This window comes from Streptomyces sp. NPDC054813, from assembly GCF_053611365.1.
In genome coordinates this window covers 126,107-140,228 of the sequence record NZ_JBSHAF010000004.1, presented here as the reverse complement: position 1 = coordinate 140,228, position 14,122 = coordinate 126,107, and the positions used below count along the sequence as shown (strand labels likewise).

Below are 14,122 nucleotides of genomic sequence, written 5' to 3'. Positions count from 1 at the left end.
CGGCCCGGGGAGCGGTCGTCAGCCGGTGGCGCGACCTCGGCCTGGGCCCTGGGGACGGTCGTCAGCCGGTGGCCCGGCCTCGGCCTGGGCCCTGGGGACGGTCGTCAGCCGGTGACGGCCGTGACCGACTCCCAGCGGGCGTACTCGTCCAGCAGCTCGGCGAAGTGGCCGCGCACCATCTCCAGGCCGGCGGTGGCCACCGCCAGGTGCACCGGGGGCTCCTCGGCGCCGGTGATGTCGGCCACGGCCGCCATGGACCTGGTGAGGTCGCCCCGTACCGCCTGCTTGTCGAACTCGGCCATGGTGGCGTAGGAGCCCGCGTAGTCCGGGACGGACCTGGCCGGGAGCCTGGAGCTGGTCCCGAAGTTGGTGTCGAAGCCGGCCGGCTCGACCAGCGTGACGCGGATGCCCAGCGGGGCGAGCTCCTTGGCCAGTCCCTCGGTCAGGTTCTGCACGGCGCTCTTGGAGGCGCAGTACACGGCCATGGTGGGCAGGCTGACATGGCCGCCCATGGAGCCGATGTTGAGGATGTGGCCGGATCCGCGTTCCCGCATGTGCGGGAGGACGGCCTGGACCACCTGGACGATGCCCACCACGTTGGTCTCGAACTGGTCCCGCACCTGGGCGGGGCTGACCTCCTCGACTGCGCCGACCTGTCCGTAGCCGGCGGCGTTGACGACCGCGTCGACGGCGCCGAAGCGCTCGACGGTCTCCCGCACGGCCTGCTCGACGCTCGCGGCGTCGGTGACGTCGAGGCGCGTGACCAGGACGTTGCCGAGGCCGGCGAAGGCCGGGTTGGCCCTGGCGGGGTCGCGCATGGTGGCGGCGACGTTCCAGCCGCGTGCCACGTACTCGAAGGTGAGGGCCTCGCCCATGCCGGTCGAAGCGCCGGTGATCAGAACGGTCTTGCTCATGATGCTCTCTCTCGATGCTCTCTCGGGTGCTGCGGTCCCCCCCGCTTGCGCTTTCACGCTACTAAACAGAATCTACAAAACATGTATAGCACGCCCAGTCGGTATGGTGTGCATATGACCGCGACCCGAGGGGACATCCAGCGCCGCGAGCAGGTGCTCGCGGCGGCGCTGAGCGTTTTCGCCACGTTCGGCTACCGCAAGACGTCGATGGATGCGGTGGCCCGGGCCGCGGACATCTCCCGCCCCGGCCTGTACTTCCTCTTCTCCGGCAAGGAGGAGCTGTTCCGCGAGACCATGCGGCAGGAGCTGGACCGGGCGCTGGGCGACGTCCGTACGGCGCTGGCCGCGCCCGGCGCCGATCTCGACGCGCGTCTCGTGGCCGCGCTCGACGCGAACCTGGGCCGGTACGTCGGCACGCACCTCAACGAGGGTGTCGACGAACTGCTGGAGCACGGGACGGCCCAGCTGCACGGCATGTACGACGACTACCGGGACGCCTTCGTCGACACGCTCGCCGCGGCGATCGCCGACTCCGGCCGGGGGGCGGCGACCGTCACGCCGCGGCAGATCGCGGAGGTCCTCCAGGCGGCCGGCGAGGGGTGGAAACACCGGGTCGCGGACCGGGCGGAGTTCCTGGAGAAACTCCGTGTGGCGGTGGCCGTGGTGGTACGGCCGTAGCGGTCAGAGCGAGATTCGGGTTGTCGGCGTGGCCGTGAGCAGGTCGGCGGAGAGTTGCCAGAGACGGGTCGCGTGCTCGGGGTCCAGGGCATGGGCGGCGACTCCGCGGCGGATGCCGGGCCGGTGCGGGCCGGCCTCGTTGGCGTCCTCGAAGTAGCGTCCGGTCACGCCCTCGACCAGCGGGGAGGCGGCGAGCAGGACCGAGGTCGCGGCGCCCTGCTCGATGTTCTTCCAGGACACGTCGGTGCTGGCCGGGTCGAACGAGGACGGGCTGTCGGCGATGTCGCCGATGTGGCGGCCGAGCCGGGTGCTGGTGATACGGCCGGGGTTGAGGGCGTTGACGGCGATCAGGTCGGCGGCCCAGCGGCGGGCGGCCTCGACGGCGAACAGGACATTGGCGGTCTTGGACTGGCTGTAGGCCGCCCACGGGTCGTAGGGGTGCCGCTCGAAGTTGGGATCGCCGAAGAGGACGTCCCCGTTGACATGTCCGACCGAGCTGACCGCGACCACGCGTGCGTCCCGGGCCGTCGCGAGGGCGCCGTGCAGGCCGTTCGCGAGGGCGAAGTGGCCGAGGTGGTTGGTGGCGAACTGGAGCTCCCAGCCCTCCCTGGTCCGTTGGAGCGGGGTGGCCATGACGCCGGCGTTGAGGACGAGGGTGTGCAGGGGGTCGTGCCAGGCGTTCACGAAAGCGTGTACGGAGGACTGGTCGGCGAGGTCGAGCAGGGCGGCGCGGACGGTGCCGGGACCGTCGGCCGGCGTGATCTCCTCGGCGGCCTGTGCGCCTGCCGCCAGGTCGCGGACGCCGATGACGACCTCGGCACCGGCGGCGGCGAGGGCACGGGCGGTCTCCCGCCCGATACCGGAGGCTCCGCCGGTGACGACGGCACGCTTGCCGCCGAGGTCGAGACCGAGGAGCACCTCGGCGGCGGTGGTCTGCGCTCCGAAGGGGGTGGTGACGGGGCTGTGGGACATGGCGCTCTCCAGAGGGCGAGGGGTGGGGTGAGGGTGGAATCGGCCGGGCCGGAAGGGGGGAACCCGACGGCACGGCACGGCGTCACCGGCGATGACGTGAATGGCATGCAGGGCATGGCATGGCGCGGCGGCAGGGGGCGTCGTACGCTCTTATCCGGAACTGGTTCCGGTTCGCCCCTCGAAGGTAAGCGGAACTGGTTCCGCTTGCAAGTGGTGTGGGTGAAGGGGAGCCGAGGGTGACCGGAATCGACGGAGGCGGGGCGATGTCCCGCAAGCCGTTGCGTGCGGATGCGCAGCGCAATGAGGACCGGCTGCTGGAAGCGGCGGCCGAGGCGTTCGCCCGGGAGGGGCCGGGTGCCTCGGTCAAGGACATCGCCCGGCAGGCGGGCGTCGGCGTCGGTACCCTCTACCGCCGGTTCCCCTCCAAGGAACTGCTGATCGAGGCGGTGTACCGGCACGAGGTGCAGCGTCTGTGCGAGGCGGCGGAGGAACTGGCGGCGACGCTGCCGGCGGTGGAGGCGTTGCGGACGTGGATGGAGCGGTTCATCGACTTCATGGCGGCGAAGCAGGGGATGGCCGACGCGCTGCGCGTGATCCTGACGGACGACAGCGAGAAGCTGCACACCCGGACCCTGCTGGTCGACGCCATCGCCTGGCTGCTGGACGCCGGGGAGGGGGCGTCGCCGGTGGCGCGGCCGGGGGTCGATGCGCGCGATGTGCTGATGGCGCTCGGGGGGATCAGCCTGATGGCGGCGAGCGAGGAACAGCGCGAACTGGCGAGCCGGCTCATTGACCTGCTGCTGCGCGGGGTGGTGGGCGGCTGAGAGTACCGCGCGACCCGGCGGAGACCTTCTTCGGCCGAAGCCGCAGGCGCTGTTCCGATGCGTTTCGGTCGCTGCCGTGTTCTGGATCCTGATGCGGTGGTGATGCCGGCGCCTCAAGCCCGACGAGACCGCGAACGCCCGGCTCACCCGCCACCGCCCGCGGCCTGTAGGACGTCCGGCTCGGGGGACGGGGGCGGACACCCGGGGAATCCTGTTGAGATGCCGCCCCGAGGTGCGGAAGGGTCCTCGGCCATGGAGTTCTTCTGTTACCACCGTGACCGGGCCGGTTCCCTGGCGTTGCGCCGGGAGCTGGTGGAGGAGCACTGGTCCTACATGGACCGGTACGAGGCGGAGCTGATCGCCCGCGGGCCGGCCTTCGGTGCCGACGGCGAGACGCTCACCGGCAGTGTGCACATCGTCGATCTGCCGGATCCCGCCGCTGCCCGCGCGTTCGCCTTCGACGAGCCCAACTACCAGGCCGGCGTGTACCGGGACGTGCTGCTGCGCCGGTGGCGCAACCTGCTCGGCCGCACCATGTGGGAGTTCCCCGGCGGCCGGACCGGCGGCAACCGGTACCTGGTGCTCGGCCTGGGCCCGACGCGGGACGACGCCGGCGTCGACCCCGGCCTGCCACCCGGCCCCGGCCTGCCGCCCGGCATCGACCGTGACGAGTTGGTCGCCTTCGGCCCGTTGCTGTCCGACGACGCGACCACCTGGCTGGGTACGGCGGCACTGGTCCGGGCGCCGGACCCGGAGCGGGCACGGGCCGTCCTGGCTCCGCACCGGTACGCGGAGACGGAGGTGCACGAGTGGGAGTTCGGCGGACGGCGGTGACGAGCCGAGGTACCTCCTGGTCTCCAGTCACAGATCGTGGTCTTTCGGCGGGGAGGACCAACCCCGAAAGACCTGCGGGTCTTCGCGCTCACAGGGACGTAGGGAAGCCGAACCGCTTGACAAGCCCCGGATCCCCGAACGCGTTGATTCTCGCGATGCCCGCCGAGGTCACGGTGAGCAGGAGGAGGCCGTAGGCCTCACCATCGCGGTAGCCGACCGCCGCCGGCTGACCGTTCGCGCTGGTCGGCAGCAACCGCCACGTGCCCGGCGAGCCCATGACCTGCTGCACGAGATAGGGCACGCAGGAGGCACGGCCGGAGAACCACGTGCGCCAAGGCGTCGCCTCGACGCTGGCATCGACACGCAGCAGCTGTTCGAGTGCCGCGCCGTCGGCCTCCTCGACTGCCGCGATGTAGTGGGCGAGGACGGCGCTCAGCTCGCCGGGCTCGACCGCTTGCTCGACGTCAGGAGGCGCCTGTTCCAACCGTGCACGCGCGCGTTGCAGCATGCTCTTGACCGCTGCCGTGCTGCTGCCCATCACCTGCGCGACGTCCGACGCCGGCCACGCCAGGACGTCGCGCAGGATGAACACCGCCCGCTGGCGGCCCGGCAACTCCTGGAGCGTGGCGATCAGCGCGATCCGCAGGCTGTCGCGCGCCGCGACGATCGCTGCCGGGTCGAGCATCGAGTCGGGAATGGGCTGAACCCACTGCGGGTCCGCGGCCACCGGCGGAGTCATGGGATCGTCGGCCGGTTCGCCGAGTCCCGACGGCAGGAAACGCCTACTACGGTGCGACAACGCGGAAAGGCAGGCGTTGGTGGCGATCCGGTGCAGCCAGGTGCGTACCGACGACCTGCCCTGGAACGCCTCATACGAACGCCACGCACGCAGGTAGGTCTCCTGGACCACGTCCTCGGCGTCGTCCACCGATCCAAGCATGCGATAGCAGTGCGCCAGCAGCTCACGCCGGTAGGGTTCCGTGTCCGTCGCGAAATCTCCCATCCCGATCGACACTACGGGGCGTAGGTGAGCGTGACGACTCCCGTCGCACTCGGTGTTGCGGCCAAGAACCGCAGCGAGCCCGGCAGCGCACTGTCGAAGAGCCGCTTTCCCTCGCCGACGACAAGGGGGTGTACGCCGAGGTTCAGCTCGTCGATCAGGTTGTGCTGGAGCAGAGTTCGCATCAACGTGGAGCTGCCGTACATGACGATGTTGCCGCCGGGCTCCTGCTTGAGCTTCGCGACCGTCTGCGCCGCTTCCCCGGTGAGTGCGAGGGCGTTCCAGGGCAACGGGCCGCGCTGCGTCCTCGTCACGACGAGCTTGGGAATGTTGTTCATCGCCTCGGCATACGGCCCGGTATTGCGCGACCATGCCTTCTCGATGATCTCAAAGGTCGCCCGCCCCAGCAGGAAGGTGTCGCTCGCCAGGAGAGCGTCGGTGGCCCGCCGGCGCGAGGTGTCGTCGAAATAGTCCAGTGCCCAGCCGCCGCGTTCGATCTCGCTGAATCCGCCCGGATCCTGGGCCACGCCGTCAAGCGTGAGGAATGCCCCCGCGATGAGCTTGCGCATGATGGTCTCCGTCCTCGGGGTCGGAGGTTCCGGCCCTCGAATATGAAGACTCGGCTCGGCCCCGAGAGGAATCGGCCGTAGCCGATCCCGCTCGGTATCCGTCGGATCACCCCGCCCATGCCCACAGCGACGACAAGACCATCAGACAGTCACACGATCACCGGACAGCTCCTAGACGGTGAGCAACTCCGCCAATTCGTCGGCGAAAAGTGTGATGCGGTCCAGCCGGGAGCCGCCGCGTGCGATACGGAAGCCGTGCCGGCGGCCCCAGAACGCCGCCTGTGCGGCGTGCAACTGCGCCCAGCGTCGGACGCGTTCGCGGTCGACTTCCGCCGCTTCGGCGAAGACGTCGAGGAGGCGGTGGACCGTCTTGGCCAGGTCGTCGGCCCGCATGAGGGACAGGGCACGGGACTTGAGCAGCGTGCCGCCGTCGTACGCCGGGTCTCCCGCGTAGCCCTTGGGGTCGACGGCCAGCCACGGTTCCCGGTCCGCCCGCAGGATGTTCCTCGCGTGCAGGTCGCCGTGGACGAGGGTGTCCGGCTGGTCGTGGCCCAGTTCGCGCGCGGTGGCGACGGCCGCGTCCACCACGCGGGGCGGCAGCGCGTGCGTCAGTTCCGTCGCGTCCCTGCGCAGCTCCGTCTCCCAGGCGCCGGCGCGGTCCCTCAGCCGGGGCAGCCCCGCCGGCGCCGGGACGGCCAGGCGGTGGTTCAGGCGGCCCGCGACGGTCACCACCGTCTCGTCGTCGGACCGGAGGGCCGCCAGCGTCGACATATGGGCGCGTTCCAGCAGGAGGGCGAAACGGGCGTCGTCCCGCCGGTGCAGGAGGACCGCTCCCCGGCCCTCCCACGCCTCGAACGCGTCCGGCTCGTGGACGTTGCCGGGGTGCGGGAAGGACACCTTGAGGACGAACCGGCCGCCGGTGGACCGCTGCCGTACCGGGACGATCACCCCTACGCCCCCGTGCGTCACCTCACCGTCGGGCAGGCACTCCCACTGTTCCAGCAGGTCCTCGACGATCGCGGGGAGCCCGGCGATCCAGGCCGCACCGCGGTCACCCTCACGGTCGATCGTGCCGCGCGCCAGCTCCTCCGGAATGCCGATCATCCCGGCACCTTACGCGCCACCGAGCGGTTCGCACGGCGCAAGGCCGCGTCCGGTGTGCGGCCGTGTCCGGCGTCACGTCGTGGCACCTCCTCGTAGGCTGGCCGCGACCCAGACCCCCACCTGTGGAGGGTGTTCTCATGCGCAGCGGCTGGAGCAGCGGCGACATCCCGGACCTCACCGGCCGCGTCGCCGTCGTCACCGGGGCCAACAGCGGGCTCGGGTACGTCACCGCGCGCGAGCTGGCCCGCAAGGGGGCCCGGGTCGTGCTCGCCTGCCGGAGCGAGGCGCGGGGGCACGAGGCCGGGGACCGGATGGCCGCCGAAGTGCCGGACGCCCACATCGAGTTCGGGCGGCTCGACCTCGGAGACCTGGCCTCGGTAAGGGACTTCGCCGGCTCGTTCCCGTACGGCCGGCTCGATCTCCTCGTCAACAACGCCGGGGTGATGGCACCGCCGTACGGGACCACCGCGGACGGGTTCGAGACGCAGTTCGGGGTCAACCACCTCGGGCACTTCGCCCTCACCGGGCTGCTCATGCCCGTACTGCTGGGCACCCCCGCCGCCCGGGTCGTCACCGTCTCCAGCATGATGCACGTCATCGCCAACATCGATCTCGACGACCTCAACAGCGCCCGCCGATACCGGCGTTGGGTCGCCTACGGCCGGTCCAAGACCGCCAACCTGCTCTTCGTTCACGAGCTGGCCCGGCGCGTCGACGCCCACGGCGGCGACCTCGTCGCGGCCGCCGCCCACCCCGGGTACGCGGCCACCAACCTGCAGACCGCCGGGCCCCGTGCCGAAGGGCGGCGCGGGGCCGAACGGGTGATGGCGGCCGCGAACGTCGTCTTCGCACAGTCCGCCGAGGCCGGCGCGCTGCCCACGCTGTACGCGGCCACCGCCCCCGGCGTACGGCCCGACTCCTTCACCGGGCCCGCGATCGCGATGTGGCGCGGCGCCCCGGCCCCCTCCCGGCGCGCCCCCTGGACCCGCGACGACACCATGGCGCAACGCCTCTGGGACGCGTCGGAGCGGCTCACCGGGGTCTCCTGCGCGGTGGTCCTGAAGGAGATCTGAGGAGCCGACGAACTCGGAGGAGTCCGGAGGAGTCCGCGGGAGTCCGCGGGAGTCCGGAGGAGCCTGTAGGAGCTCGGAGGAGCCCTGGGCGCTACGGCGAGCCGGCGCTGTCCACGGCCCGTACCGCGTAGGCGGCCACCCGTACCGTCTCGTCGTCCAGGCACTGGCCGGTCGCCAGGTCGAAGCGCTGCTTCAGCAGCGGGGAGGCGACGAAGGGGCGGTCCCCGTGGGTGCCGGTCAGGCCGCGGGAGAGGACCGCGGCGCCGCCGAAGGGGTCGCGGTTGTCGATCGCGTACAGACGGTCCGCGCGGTCCCGGAAGACGGCGACCTGGCGGCCGTCCGGCAGCAGCGCGGCCACCCCCCGCCCCGGGGTCAGCCGGCTCAGGTCGCAGACCGTGAACCAGCCGTCGTCCAGCCGGAGTTGGATCATCAGCTCGGTGGTCTCGGGTGCCAGGGTCATCGCTGGGCGCTTCCTTCCAGAACATCCTCGGCGGGGCGCAGGCCGATCGACAGCAGGGGCAGGTCGGGCTTCATCTGGTCGCGCTCGGGCACGAAGCCGACGACCGGGTCGGGGGTGTCGGGGGCGTTGACGAAGGACACGAACCGGGCGAGCTTGTCGGGGTCGGCGACGGTCGACGCCCACTCGTCGGCGTAGTGGGCCACGTGCGCCGCCATCAGGGATTCCAGCTCCTCGCAGATGCCGAGGGAGTCCTCGACCACCACGTCACGCACGTGGTCCAGGCCCCCCGGGATGCGCTCCAGCCAGGTCGACGTGCGCTCCAGGCGGTCCGCCGTACGGATGTAGAACATCAGGAAGCGGTCGATCAGCCGGACCAGTCCGGCGTCGGTCAGGTCCTGGGCGAGCAGATCCGCGTGGCGCGGGGTGGCGCCGCCGTTGCCGCCGACGTACAGGTTCCAGCCGTTGGCCGTGGCGATGACACCGAAGTCCTTCGACTGGGCCTCGGCGCACTCGCGGGCGCACCCGGAGACCGCCGACTTGAGCTTGTGCGGCGACCGCAGGCCCCGGTAGCGCAGCTCCAGCTCGATCGCCATCCGGACCGAGTCCTGGACTCCGTAACGGCACCAGGTCTGCCCGACGCAGGACTTCACCGTGCGCAGCGCCTTGCCGTAGGCGTGGCCGGACTCGAAGCCCGCGTCCACCAACCTGGTCCAGATCAACGGGAGTTGCTCCACCCGCGCGCCGAACATGTCGATCCGCTGGCCGCCGGTGATCTTCGTGTAGAGGCCGAAGTCCCGGGCGATCTCACCGATCACGATCAGGCCCTCGGGGGTGATCTCACCGCCCGGGATGCGCGGGACGACCGAATACGAGCCGTTCTTCTGGAGGTTGGCGAGGAAGTGGTCGTTGCTGTCCTGGAGCGAGGCCTGTTCGCCGTCCAGGACGTAGCCGCTCGCGCCGATCGTCGGGGCGAGGGAGGCGATGACCGACGCCACCGCCGGCTTGCAGACCTCACAGCCGTCGCCACCCCGGGCGCCGTCCCGGCCGTATCGGTCGAGCAGCTCCCGGTAGGTGTTGACGCGCAGCGCGAGGGCGATCTCGTACAGCTCCTCGCGGGTCTGCGCGAAGCAGCCGCACAGCCCCTTGTCGACCTCGACGCCGGACGCCTCCAGCTCGGCGGTGACCAGCTGGCCGAGGACCTTGACGCAACTGCCGCAGCCGGTACCGGCCTTGGTGCACCTCTTGACCTCCGGCACGGTGGTGCAGGAGTGCTCGGTCACCGCGCCGCGGATCGTTCCCTTGCTGACGTTGTGGCAGGAGCAGACGACCGCGTCGTCGGGGAGCGCGGACGGGCCGAGCTGGGCGCCGCCGCTCGCGCCGGCCGGCAGCACCAGTGACTCGGGTGAGACCGGCGGCACCGAACCGGTGAAGGCCTTCAGCGTGCCGTACGCGTCCGCGTCGCCGACCAGGATGCCGCCGAGCAGCGTGCCGTCCCGGCCGACGACCAGCTTCTTGTACAGGCCCGAGCGGGCGTCGGAGTAGACGACGTCCAGGCAGTCCTCGGCCGTCCCGTGCGCGTCGCCGAAGGAGGCCACGTCCACACCGAGCAGCTTGAGCTTGGTGGACAGGTCGGCGCCGGTGAAGGCGGACTCGTCCCGCGCGATGGTGGCCGCGGCCGTCGCCGCCTGCTCGTACCCGGGCGCCACCAGGCCGTACACCCGGCCGTCCGCCGCCAGCGCGCACTCGCCGATCGCGAACACCCGGGGGTCGTCCACCGTACGGCACTGCTCGTCGACGGCGATGCCACCGCGCTCGCCGACGGACAGACCGCAGTCCCGGGCGAGTTGGTCCCTCGGCCGGACCCCGGCGCTGAACACCACCATGTCGGTGGCCAGTTCGGATCCGTCGGACAGCTTCATGCCGACGACGGCGCCCGCGTCGTCCGTCACGATCTCCTGGGTGCCCACGCCCGTGTGCACGCTCAGGCCCATCTCCTCGATGGTGCGCAGCAGGGCCGCGCCGCCGCCCGCGTCCACCTGCACCGGCATCAGCCGGGGCGCGAACTCCACGATGTGCGCGGTGAGTCCGAGCCCCTTCAGCGCGCCCGCCGCCTCGAGTCCGAGCAGACCGCCGCCGACCACGGCACCCACGGTCGCCCTCGACTTCGCGTACGCCTCGATCGCCAGGAGGTCCTCGATCGTGCGGTAGACGAAACAGCCGGTGGCGTCCTTGTTGGGCACCGGCGGCACGAACGGGTACGAGCCGGTGGCCAGCACGAGCGTGTCGTAACCGAAGACCCTGCCGGACCTGGCCGTCACCGTCCGCGCCGCGCGGTCGACCGTCTCCGCCGGGTCGCCGACATACAGCTCGATGCCGTGGGCTTCGATGAACTCCATGTCGGTCACCGAGAGTTCGGCGGGGGACCGGCCCGCGAAGTACGAGGTGAGGGCGACCCGGTCGTAGGCGGGACGCGGCTCCTCGCACAGTACGACCACGCGGTGCGTGGTGGTCAGGCCGCGCTCGGCCAGCGCTTCGAGGAAGCGCTGGCCGACCATGCCGTGACCGACGAGCACGATCGTGGGGGCGGATCCCGGGGTGGCGGTCATCAGGAGCCTCCATCGTGGGTGCACGTGCCCGGGGTGGCGACGGCGAGCGGCACGGCGTCGCGGCGGGTGCGTACCTCGGCGTCGGCGCCGATCACCACCACAGGCGAGTTCAAGGTCATGCCCTGGAGCGTGCGGCGCCGACGTTACCCGGCCGCATCCCCTCTGTTTCCCGCTCGGAACGCTGCCCTCTTCGGGGGCGGGCGTGGGGTGTGAGGGGTCTGGAGGCGAGACGGCGGGGGCTGTGAGGTGGGGAGACGCGGGGAGCGGTGTGTCGTAGGGCACCGGGTGGCCGATCGCCGTCGGCCGGCCGTCCGTGTTCGGTCAGCGGCTTGCCGTCAGGTGGGCGAAGACGACGACGTTCCCCTGGTAGCCGGTGGCCCGGGAGTAGCCGCCGCCGCAGGTGATGACCCTGAGCTCGGGGCGTCGCGCGGCGCCGTAGACCTTCTCGTCGGGGAAGTTCCGGGCCTGGTACACCTCCACCGCGTCGACCGTGAAGACGGCGACGGTCTTGTCCTGCCGGTCCACCTCGATGGTCGCGCCGCGCTTGAGGGCGCCGAGGTCGTAGAAGACGGCGGGGCCGTCGGTGTTGTCCACGTGCCCGGCGACGATCGCGGTGCCGGTCTCGCCGGGTGCGGTGCCCGACTCGTACCAGCCGGCGAGGTTCTTGTTGCCGGCCGGCGGGACGTCGAGGCTGCCGGTGGAGGTGAGGGCGAGGCCCATGAGGGGGGCGTTGACACGGATCGCGGGGATGCGGATGCGGGTGGGCGGGGAGGGGGGCAGCGCGGGGGCCTCGAGGCGTTCCTCGCCGGGGTCGGGGCGGCCCTCGGCGGCGGACGGCTGGGGTGGCGCGGTGTGCGGGCCGGAGCCGAGCAGCCAGACGCCAGAGCCGAGCGCTATCACGGTTACGGCGGCTATCGCGGTGTCCCCGATCTTGCGCATGCGAACCCCTTTTTCGGAGGCTGGAACTTCTAACGCGGGGGAGAGGGGCTAGCGGGAACGCCCCGATGCAGCAAGGGCGCTACCTCTAACGGAAGCCAGAGGTCTCACGAAGGTGACAGCCTCTAACAAACCTGACCCCCTACCCCCTCCGGGCCGCGAGGGGCGTCGGACCCGGAGGGGGTGGGATGTGCGGTACCGGCGGACGGACAGCGGAGGGTGTCCGTCAGATCCCGTCGCCTCTCGCCCGGCGATGCAGGAGCCAGGTACCGCCCGCGGCGGCGACGGCCAGAGCCGTCACACCTGCCGCGGTCTGCACGGGGTCGGTGCCCAGGGCACCACCGACCCCCGTCTTCACACTGCCGTGGGGCTGTACCTGCCCGCCGGCAGCCGGCATCAGTGCCACCACCAGGTCGCCGGTCACCTGCCGGGTCCCGTCGGCGCACTTCGCGACGATCTCGTACGTCCCCGGTTGCGCGCTGGCCGGCACCTGGAACTGGCCGATCGCCTCGCCCTCATGGGTGCTGGGCGCGAGCGTGAACGTCCCGGCGCCGACCGAACTGGCGTCGCCGAGCGCCGACGACTGCTCCCCGCAGGCCGCCGTGTTCACGGAGACCTGGGCGCCCGGCGTCGTGGTCGACGGGTAGACGTCCAGGCCGCCGGTACTGCCGCCGTACGCCGGCGCGGCGGCGAGACCGGCCGCGGCCACGGCGAGCGCGGCCCCGGTCAGTGGACGGACAGTGCGTCGCATGGTGCTCCCTCGTCGAGCTCGTCCCACTCCCTTGCTCTTCCGAGGTAAAAGCCAACGGGCCGGGACCGCTCCCTGAGAATTCGTCAGGTGTGGGATGAATGGGTGTCACGGAGAGGGGGCGAGGCAGCGATTGAGGGGGAGTTCCGGCAGGTCAAGGGGGATACGGAGGGTCCAGTATGAAAAACACACGAACGGCGGGCCTCCGTGGGGAGTGAACGGGTGACGCCCGCCACGACGGCTCCCCGGGGCCGGGGGAGCCACGGCGGCGGGCCGTCCGGGGCCACCGTCGGCACGCACCGGATCCCGGCCTCCCGGCGGGCGGCCGGGCGCACCCTCCGCCGTCGCGTCGCGTCGCGTCGCGTCGCCCCGACCCGGGCCGTGGCGACGGCGGTGCAGACTGCACGACTCAAGGCTGATCGGACCCTCACTGGAAAGGGAGCCGGAATTCGCCGCCCGGCTCCGCCGCGCCCTGGCGCCATGGGCGATCCCTCTCGGGATCGGCAGGCTGCCGTTTTCGGTGTTCGACGAATGAGGTTTCCCCGGCCGAAGTCAGCCCCCCTCCGGGGTCATCCGGATCGCCGCGATGTCGAACTGCAGCCGCACCGTCTCGCTCACCATCGCGCCGCCTTCCGCCAGGCGGGAGTTGTACGACAGGCCCCAGTCCATGCGGTTGATGGTGGTCGTGCCGTCGAAGCCGACGCGCTGGTAGCCGAAGGGGTCGGTGACGTTGCCTATGTAGGTGAGTTCGAGGTCGACCGGGCGCGTCGTGTTCTTGATGGTGAGGTCGCCGGTCATGACGTAGACGGCGGGGGATTTGAGACGGACCGCCGTGCTGGCGAAGCGCATGCGCGGATGGGTCGCCGCGTCCAGGAAGTCGCGGCCCACCAGGTGGGCGTCGCGCTGCTCCACTCCCGTGTCGACGCTCCCCGTGGCGATGATCAGTTCCGCCTGGGAGCGGGACGGGTCGCGGCCGTCGAAGTAGAGGCGGCTCTTGTACTCGGCGAAGGCCCCGCGGACCGTCGTGACCATCGCGTGCCGGACCGAGAAGCCGATTCTGCTGTGGGCGGGGTCGATGATCCATTCGCCGGTGAGGGCGGCGAGGGCGGGGTCGAGGAGGACGGGGGCGGAGGTGGGGGAGGGCGGCGCCGCCGTCGGGCGTGGGGGGGCCGTGGGGGTGCGGCGGGACGTGTGGGGGCGGCTGAACAAGTTCATGATTTATCTAGTTAGTCCACTCGGGGAATTGCCGCAAGTGGTCGTCAGGGCAAAGGAGTTCGGGAATTGCGTATACGGTCACCGAAACTGCACATCATCACCATGGGATCCACTCGGGAAGTGCTCGGTATTCCCGGATTTCGCGTTTCCTTGAATTGCACTATTCCCCTTTGTCTGGGGTGTATGTGA

General features: G+C 71.2%; 14 protein-coding genes. 4 read left to right on the top strand and 10 right to left on the bottom strand.

The genetic code is table 11. The annotated features are described in order from the left end of the window. Window positions 1-104: 104 nt before the first annotated feature. Window positions 105-914, bottom strand: coding sequence for an SDR family NAD(P)-dependent oxidoreductase (locus ACWGJB_RS09185; RefSeq protein ID WP_453379575.1), 810 nt, complete (start codon window positions 912-914; stop codon window positions 105-107). A 114-nt stretch (window positions 915-1,028) separates the two neighbouring features. On the opposite strand from ACWGJB_RS09185, the gene ACWGJB_RS09180 reads away from it, so the two are divergent. Then, entirely contained in the window at window positions 1,029-1,592 is a 564-nt protein-coding gene (locus ACWGJB_RS09180) for a TetR/AcrR family transcriptional regulator (protein ID WP_453379574.1), read from the top strand. A gap of 3 nt (window positions 1,593-1,595) precedes the next feature. Here ACWGJB_RS09180 and ACWGJB_RS09175 read toward each other — a convergent pair whose 3' ends face one another. Continuing rightward, entirely contained in the window at window positions 1,596-2,564 is a 969-nt protein-coding gene (locus ACWGJB_RS09175; RefSeq protein WP_453379573.1) for an SDR family NAD(P)-dependent oxidoreductase, read from the bottom strand. Between the two features lie 263 nt (window positions 2,565-2,827). Here ACWGJB_RS09175 and ACWGJB_RS09170 point away from each other — a divergent pair, with 263 nt between their 5' ends. Next, entirely contained in the window at window positions 2,828-3,388 is a 561-nt protein-coding gene (locus tag ACWGJB_RS09170) for a TetR/AcrR family transcriptional regulator (RefSeq protein ID WP_453379572.1), read from the top strand. 252 nt (window positions 3,389-3,640) lie between these two features. After that, a complete protein-coding gene (locus ACWGJB_RS09165) occupies window positions 3,641-4,222 on the top strand; it encodes a YciI family protein (RefSeq protein ID WP_453379571.1) in 582 nt (193 codons plus the stop codon). Window positions 4,223-4,310: 88 nt separating this feature from the next. On the opposite strand, the gene ACWGJB_RS09160 is transcribed toward ACWGJB_RS09165, so the two are convergent. The 3 genes from ACWGJB_RS09160 to ACWGJB_RS09150 all read right to left on the bottom strand — a co-directional run bounded on the left by ACWGJB_RS09160 (window position 4,311) and on the right by ACWGJB_RS09150 (window position 6,895). Further along, complete coding sequence (locus ACWGJB_RS09160; RefSeq protein ID WP_453379570.1) at window positions 4,311-5,225, bottom strand: RNA polymerase subunit sigma-70; 915 nt, start codon at window positions 5,223-5,225, stop codon at window positions 4,311-4,313. 11 nt (window positions 5,226-5,236) lie between these two features. After that, window positions 5,237-5,791: a dihydrofolate reductase family protein gene (locus ACWGJB_RS09155; RefSeq protein ID WP_453379569.1), complete on the bottom strand. Its 555-nt coding sequence runs from the start codon at window positions 5,789-5,791 to the stop codon at window positions 5,237-5,239. Window positions 5,792-5,962: 171 nt separating this feature from the next. Then, window positions 5,963-6,895: an aminoglycoside phosphotransferase family protein gene (locus ACWGJB_RS09150; RefSeq protein WP_453379568.1), complete on the bottom strand. Its 933-nt coding sequence runs from the start codon at window positions 6,893-6,895 to the stop codon at window positions 5,963-5,965. A gap of 137 nt (window positions 6,896-7,032) precedes the next feature. Here ACWGJB_RS09150 and ACWGJB_RS09145 point away from each other — a divergent pair, with 137 nt between their 5' ends. Continuing rightward, window positions 7,033-7,968: an oxidoreductase gene (locus ACWGJB_RS09145; RefSeq protein ID WP_453379567.1), complete on the top strand. Its 936-nt coding sequence runs from the start codon at window positions 7,033-7,035 to the stop codon at window positions 7,966-7,968. Window positions 7,969-8,059: 91 nt separating this feature from the next. Here ACWGJB_RS09145 and nirD read toward each other — a convergent pair whose 3' ends face one another. The 5 genes from nirD to ACWGJB_RS09120 all read right to left on the bottom strand — a co-directional run bounded on the left by nirD (window position 8,060) and on the right by ACWGJB_RS09120 (window position 13,933). Continuing rightward, complete coding sequence (gene nirD / locus ACWGJB_RS09140; RefSeq protein ID WP_453379566.1) at window positions 8,060-8,428, bottom strand: nitrite reductase small subunit NirD; 369 nt, start codon at window positions 8,426-8,428, stop codon at window positions 8,060-8,062. Further along, entirely contained in the window at window positions 8,425-11,034 is a 2,610-nt protein-coding gene (nirB, locus tag ACWGJB_RS09135) for a nitrite reductase large subunit NirB (protein ID WP_453379565.1), read from the bottom strand. The genes nirD and nirB overlap by 4 nt, the downstream gene beginning before the upstream one ends. Before the next feature lie 321 nt (window positions 11,035-11,355). After that, window positions 11,356-11,973, bottom strand: a complete 618-nt coding sequence (locus ACWGJB_RS09130; protein WP_453379564.1) for a class F sortase — start codon at window positions 11,971-11,973, stop codon at window positions 11,356-11,358. Between the two features lie 223 nt (window positions 11,974-12,196). Further along, the gene (locus tag ACWGJB_RS09125) at window positions 12,197-12,721 is read right to left on the bottom strand and encodes a hypothetical protein (RefSeq protein WP_450755372.1); all 525 of its coding nucleotides are present in this window, start codon (window positions 12,719-12,721) and stop codon (window positions 12,197-12,199) included. Window positions 12,722-13,270: 549 nt separating this feature from the next. Continuing rightward, window positions 13,271-13,933 carry a YceI family protein gene (locus tag ACWGJB_RS09120; protein ID WP_453379563.1) on the bottom strand — a complete coding sequence of 221 codons (663 nt, stop codon included), beginning with the start codon at window positions 13,931-13,933 and terminating at the stop codon, window positions 13,271-13,273. Window positions 13,934-14,122: the final 189 nt, after the last annotated feature.

Excerpts from the sequence above, each read along its gene's own strand:
- ACWGJB_RS09130 (WP_453379564.1), bottom strand. The coding sequence starts at position 11,973 with ATGCGCAAGATCGGGGACACCGCGATAGCCGCCGTAACCGTGATAGCG.
- nirB (WP_453379565.1), bottom strand. The coding sequence starts at position 11,034 with ATGACCGCCACCCCGGGATCCGCCCCCACGATCGTGCTCGTCGGTCAC.
- ACWGJB_RS09150 (WP_453379568.1), bottom strand. The coding sequence starts at position 6,895 with ATGATCGGCATTCCGGAGGAGCTGGCGCGCGGCACGATCGACCGTGAG.
- ACWGJB_RS09170 (WP_453379572.1), top strand. The coding sequence starts at position 2,828 with ATGTCCCGCAAGCCGTTGCGTGCGGATGCGCAGCGCAATGAGGACCGG.
- nirD (WP_453379566.1), bottom strand. The coding sequence starts at position 8,428 with ATGACCCTGGCACCCGAGACCACCGAGCTGATGATCCAACTCCGGCTG.
- ACWGJB_RS09125 (WP_450755372.1), bottom strand. The coding sequence starts at position 12,721 with ATGCGACGCACTGTCCGTCCACTGACCGGGGCCGCGCTCGCCGTGGCC.
- ACWGJB_RS09180 (WP_453379574.1), top strand. The coding sequence starts at position 1,029 with ATGACCGCGACCCGAGGGGACATCCAGCGCCGCGAGCAGGTGCTCGCG.
- ACWGJB_RS09145 (WP_453379567.1), top strand. The coding sequence starts at position 7,033 with ATGCGCAGCGGCTGGAGCAGCGGCGACATCCCGGACCTCACCGGCCGC.
- ACWGJB_RS09175 (WP_453379573.1), bottom strand. The coding sequence starts at position 2,564 with ATGTCCCACAGCCCCGTCACCACCCCCTTCGGAGCGCAGACCACCGCC.
- ACWGJB_RS09185 (WP_453379575.1), bottom strand. The coding sequence starts at position 914 with ATGAGCAAGACCGTTCTGATCACCGGCGCTTCGACCGGCATGGGCGAG.
- ACWGJB_RS09120 (WP_453379563.1), bottom strand. The coding sequence starts at position 13,933 with ATGAACTTGTTCAGCCGCCCCCACACGTCCCGCCGCACCCCCACGGCC.
- ACWGJB_RS09155 (WP_453379569.1), bottom strand. The coding sequence starts at position 5,791 with ATGCGCAAGCTCATCGCGGGGGCATTCCTCACGCTTGACGGCGTGGCC.
- ACWGJB_RS09160 (WP_453379570.1), bottom strand. The coding sequence starts at position 5,225 with ATGGGAGATTTCGCGACGGACACGGAACCCTACCGGCGTGAGCTGCTG.
- ACWGJB_RS09165 (WP_453379571.1), top strand. The coding sequence starts at position 3,641 with ATGGAGTTCTTCTGTTACCACCGTGACCGGGCCGGTTCCCTGGCGTTG.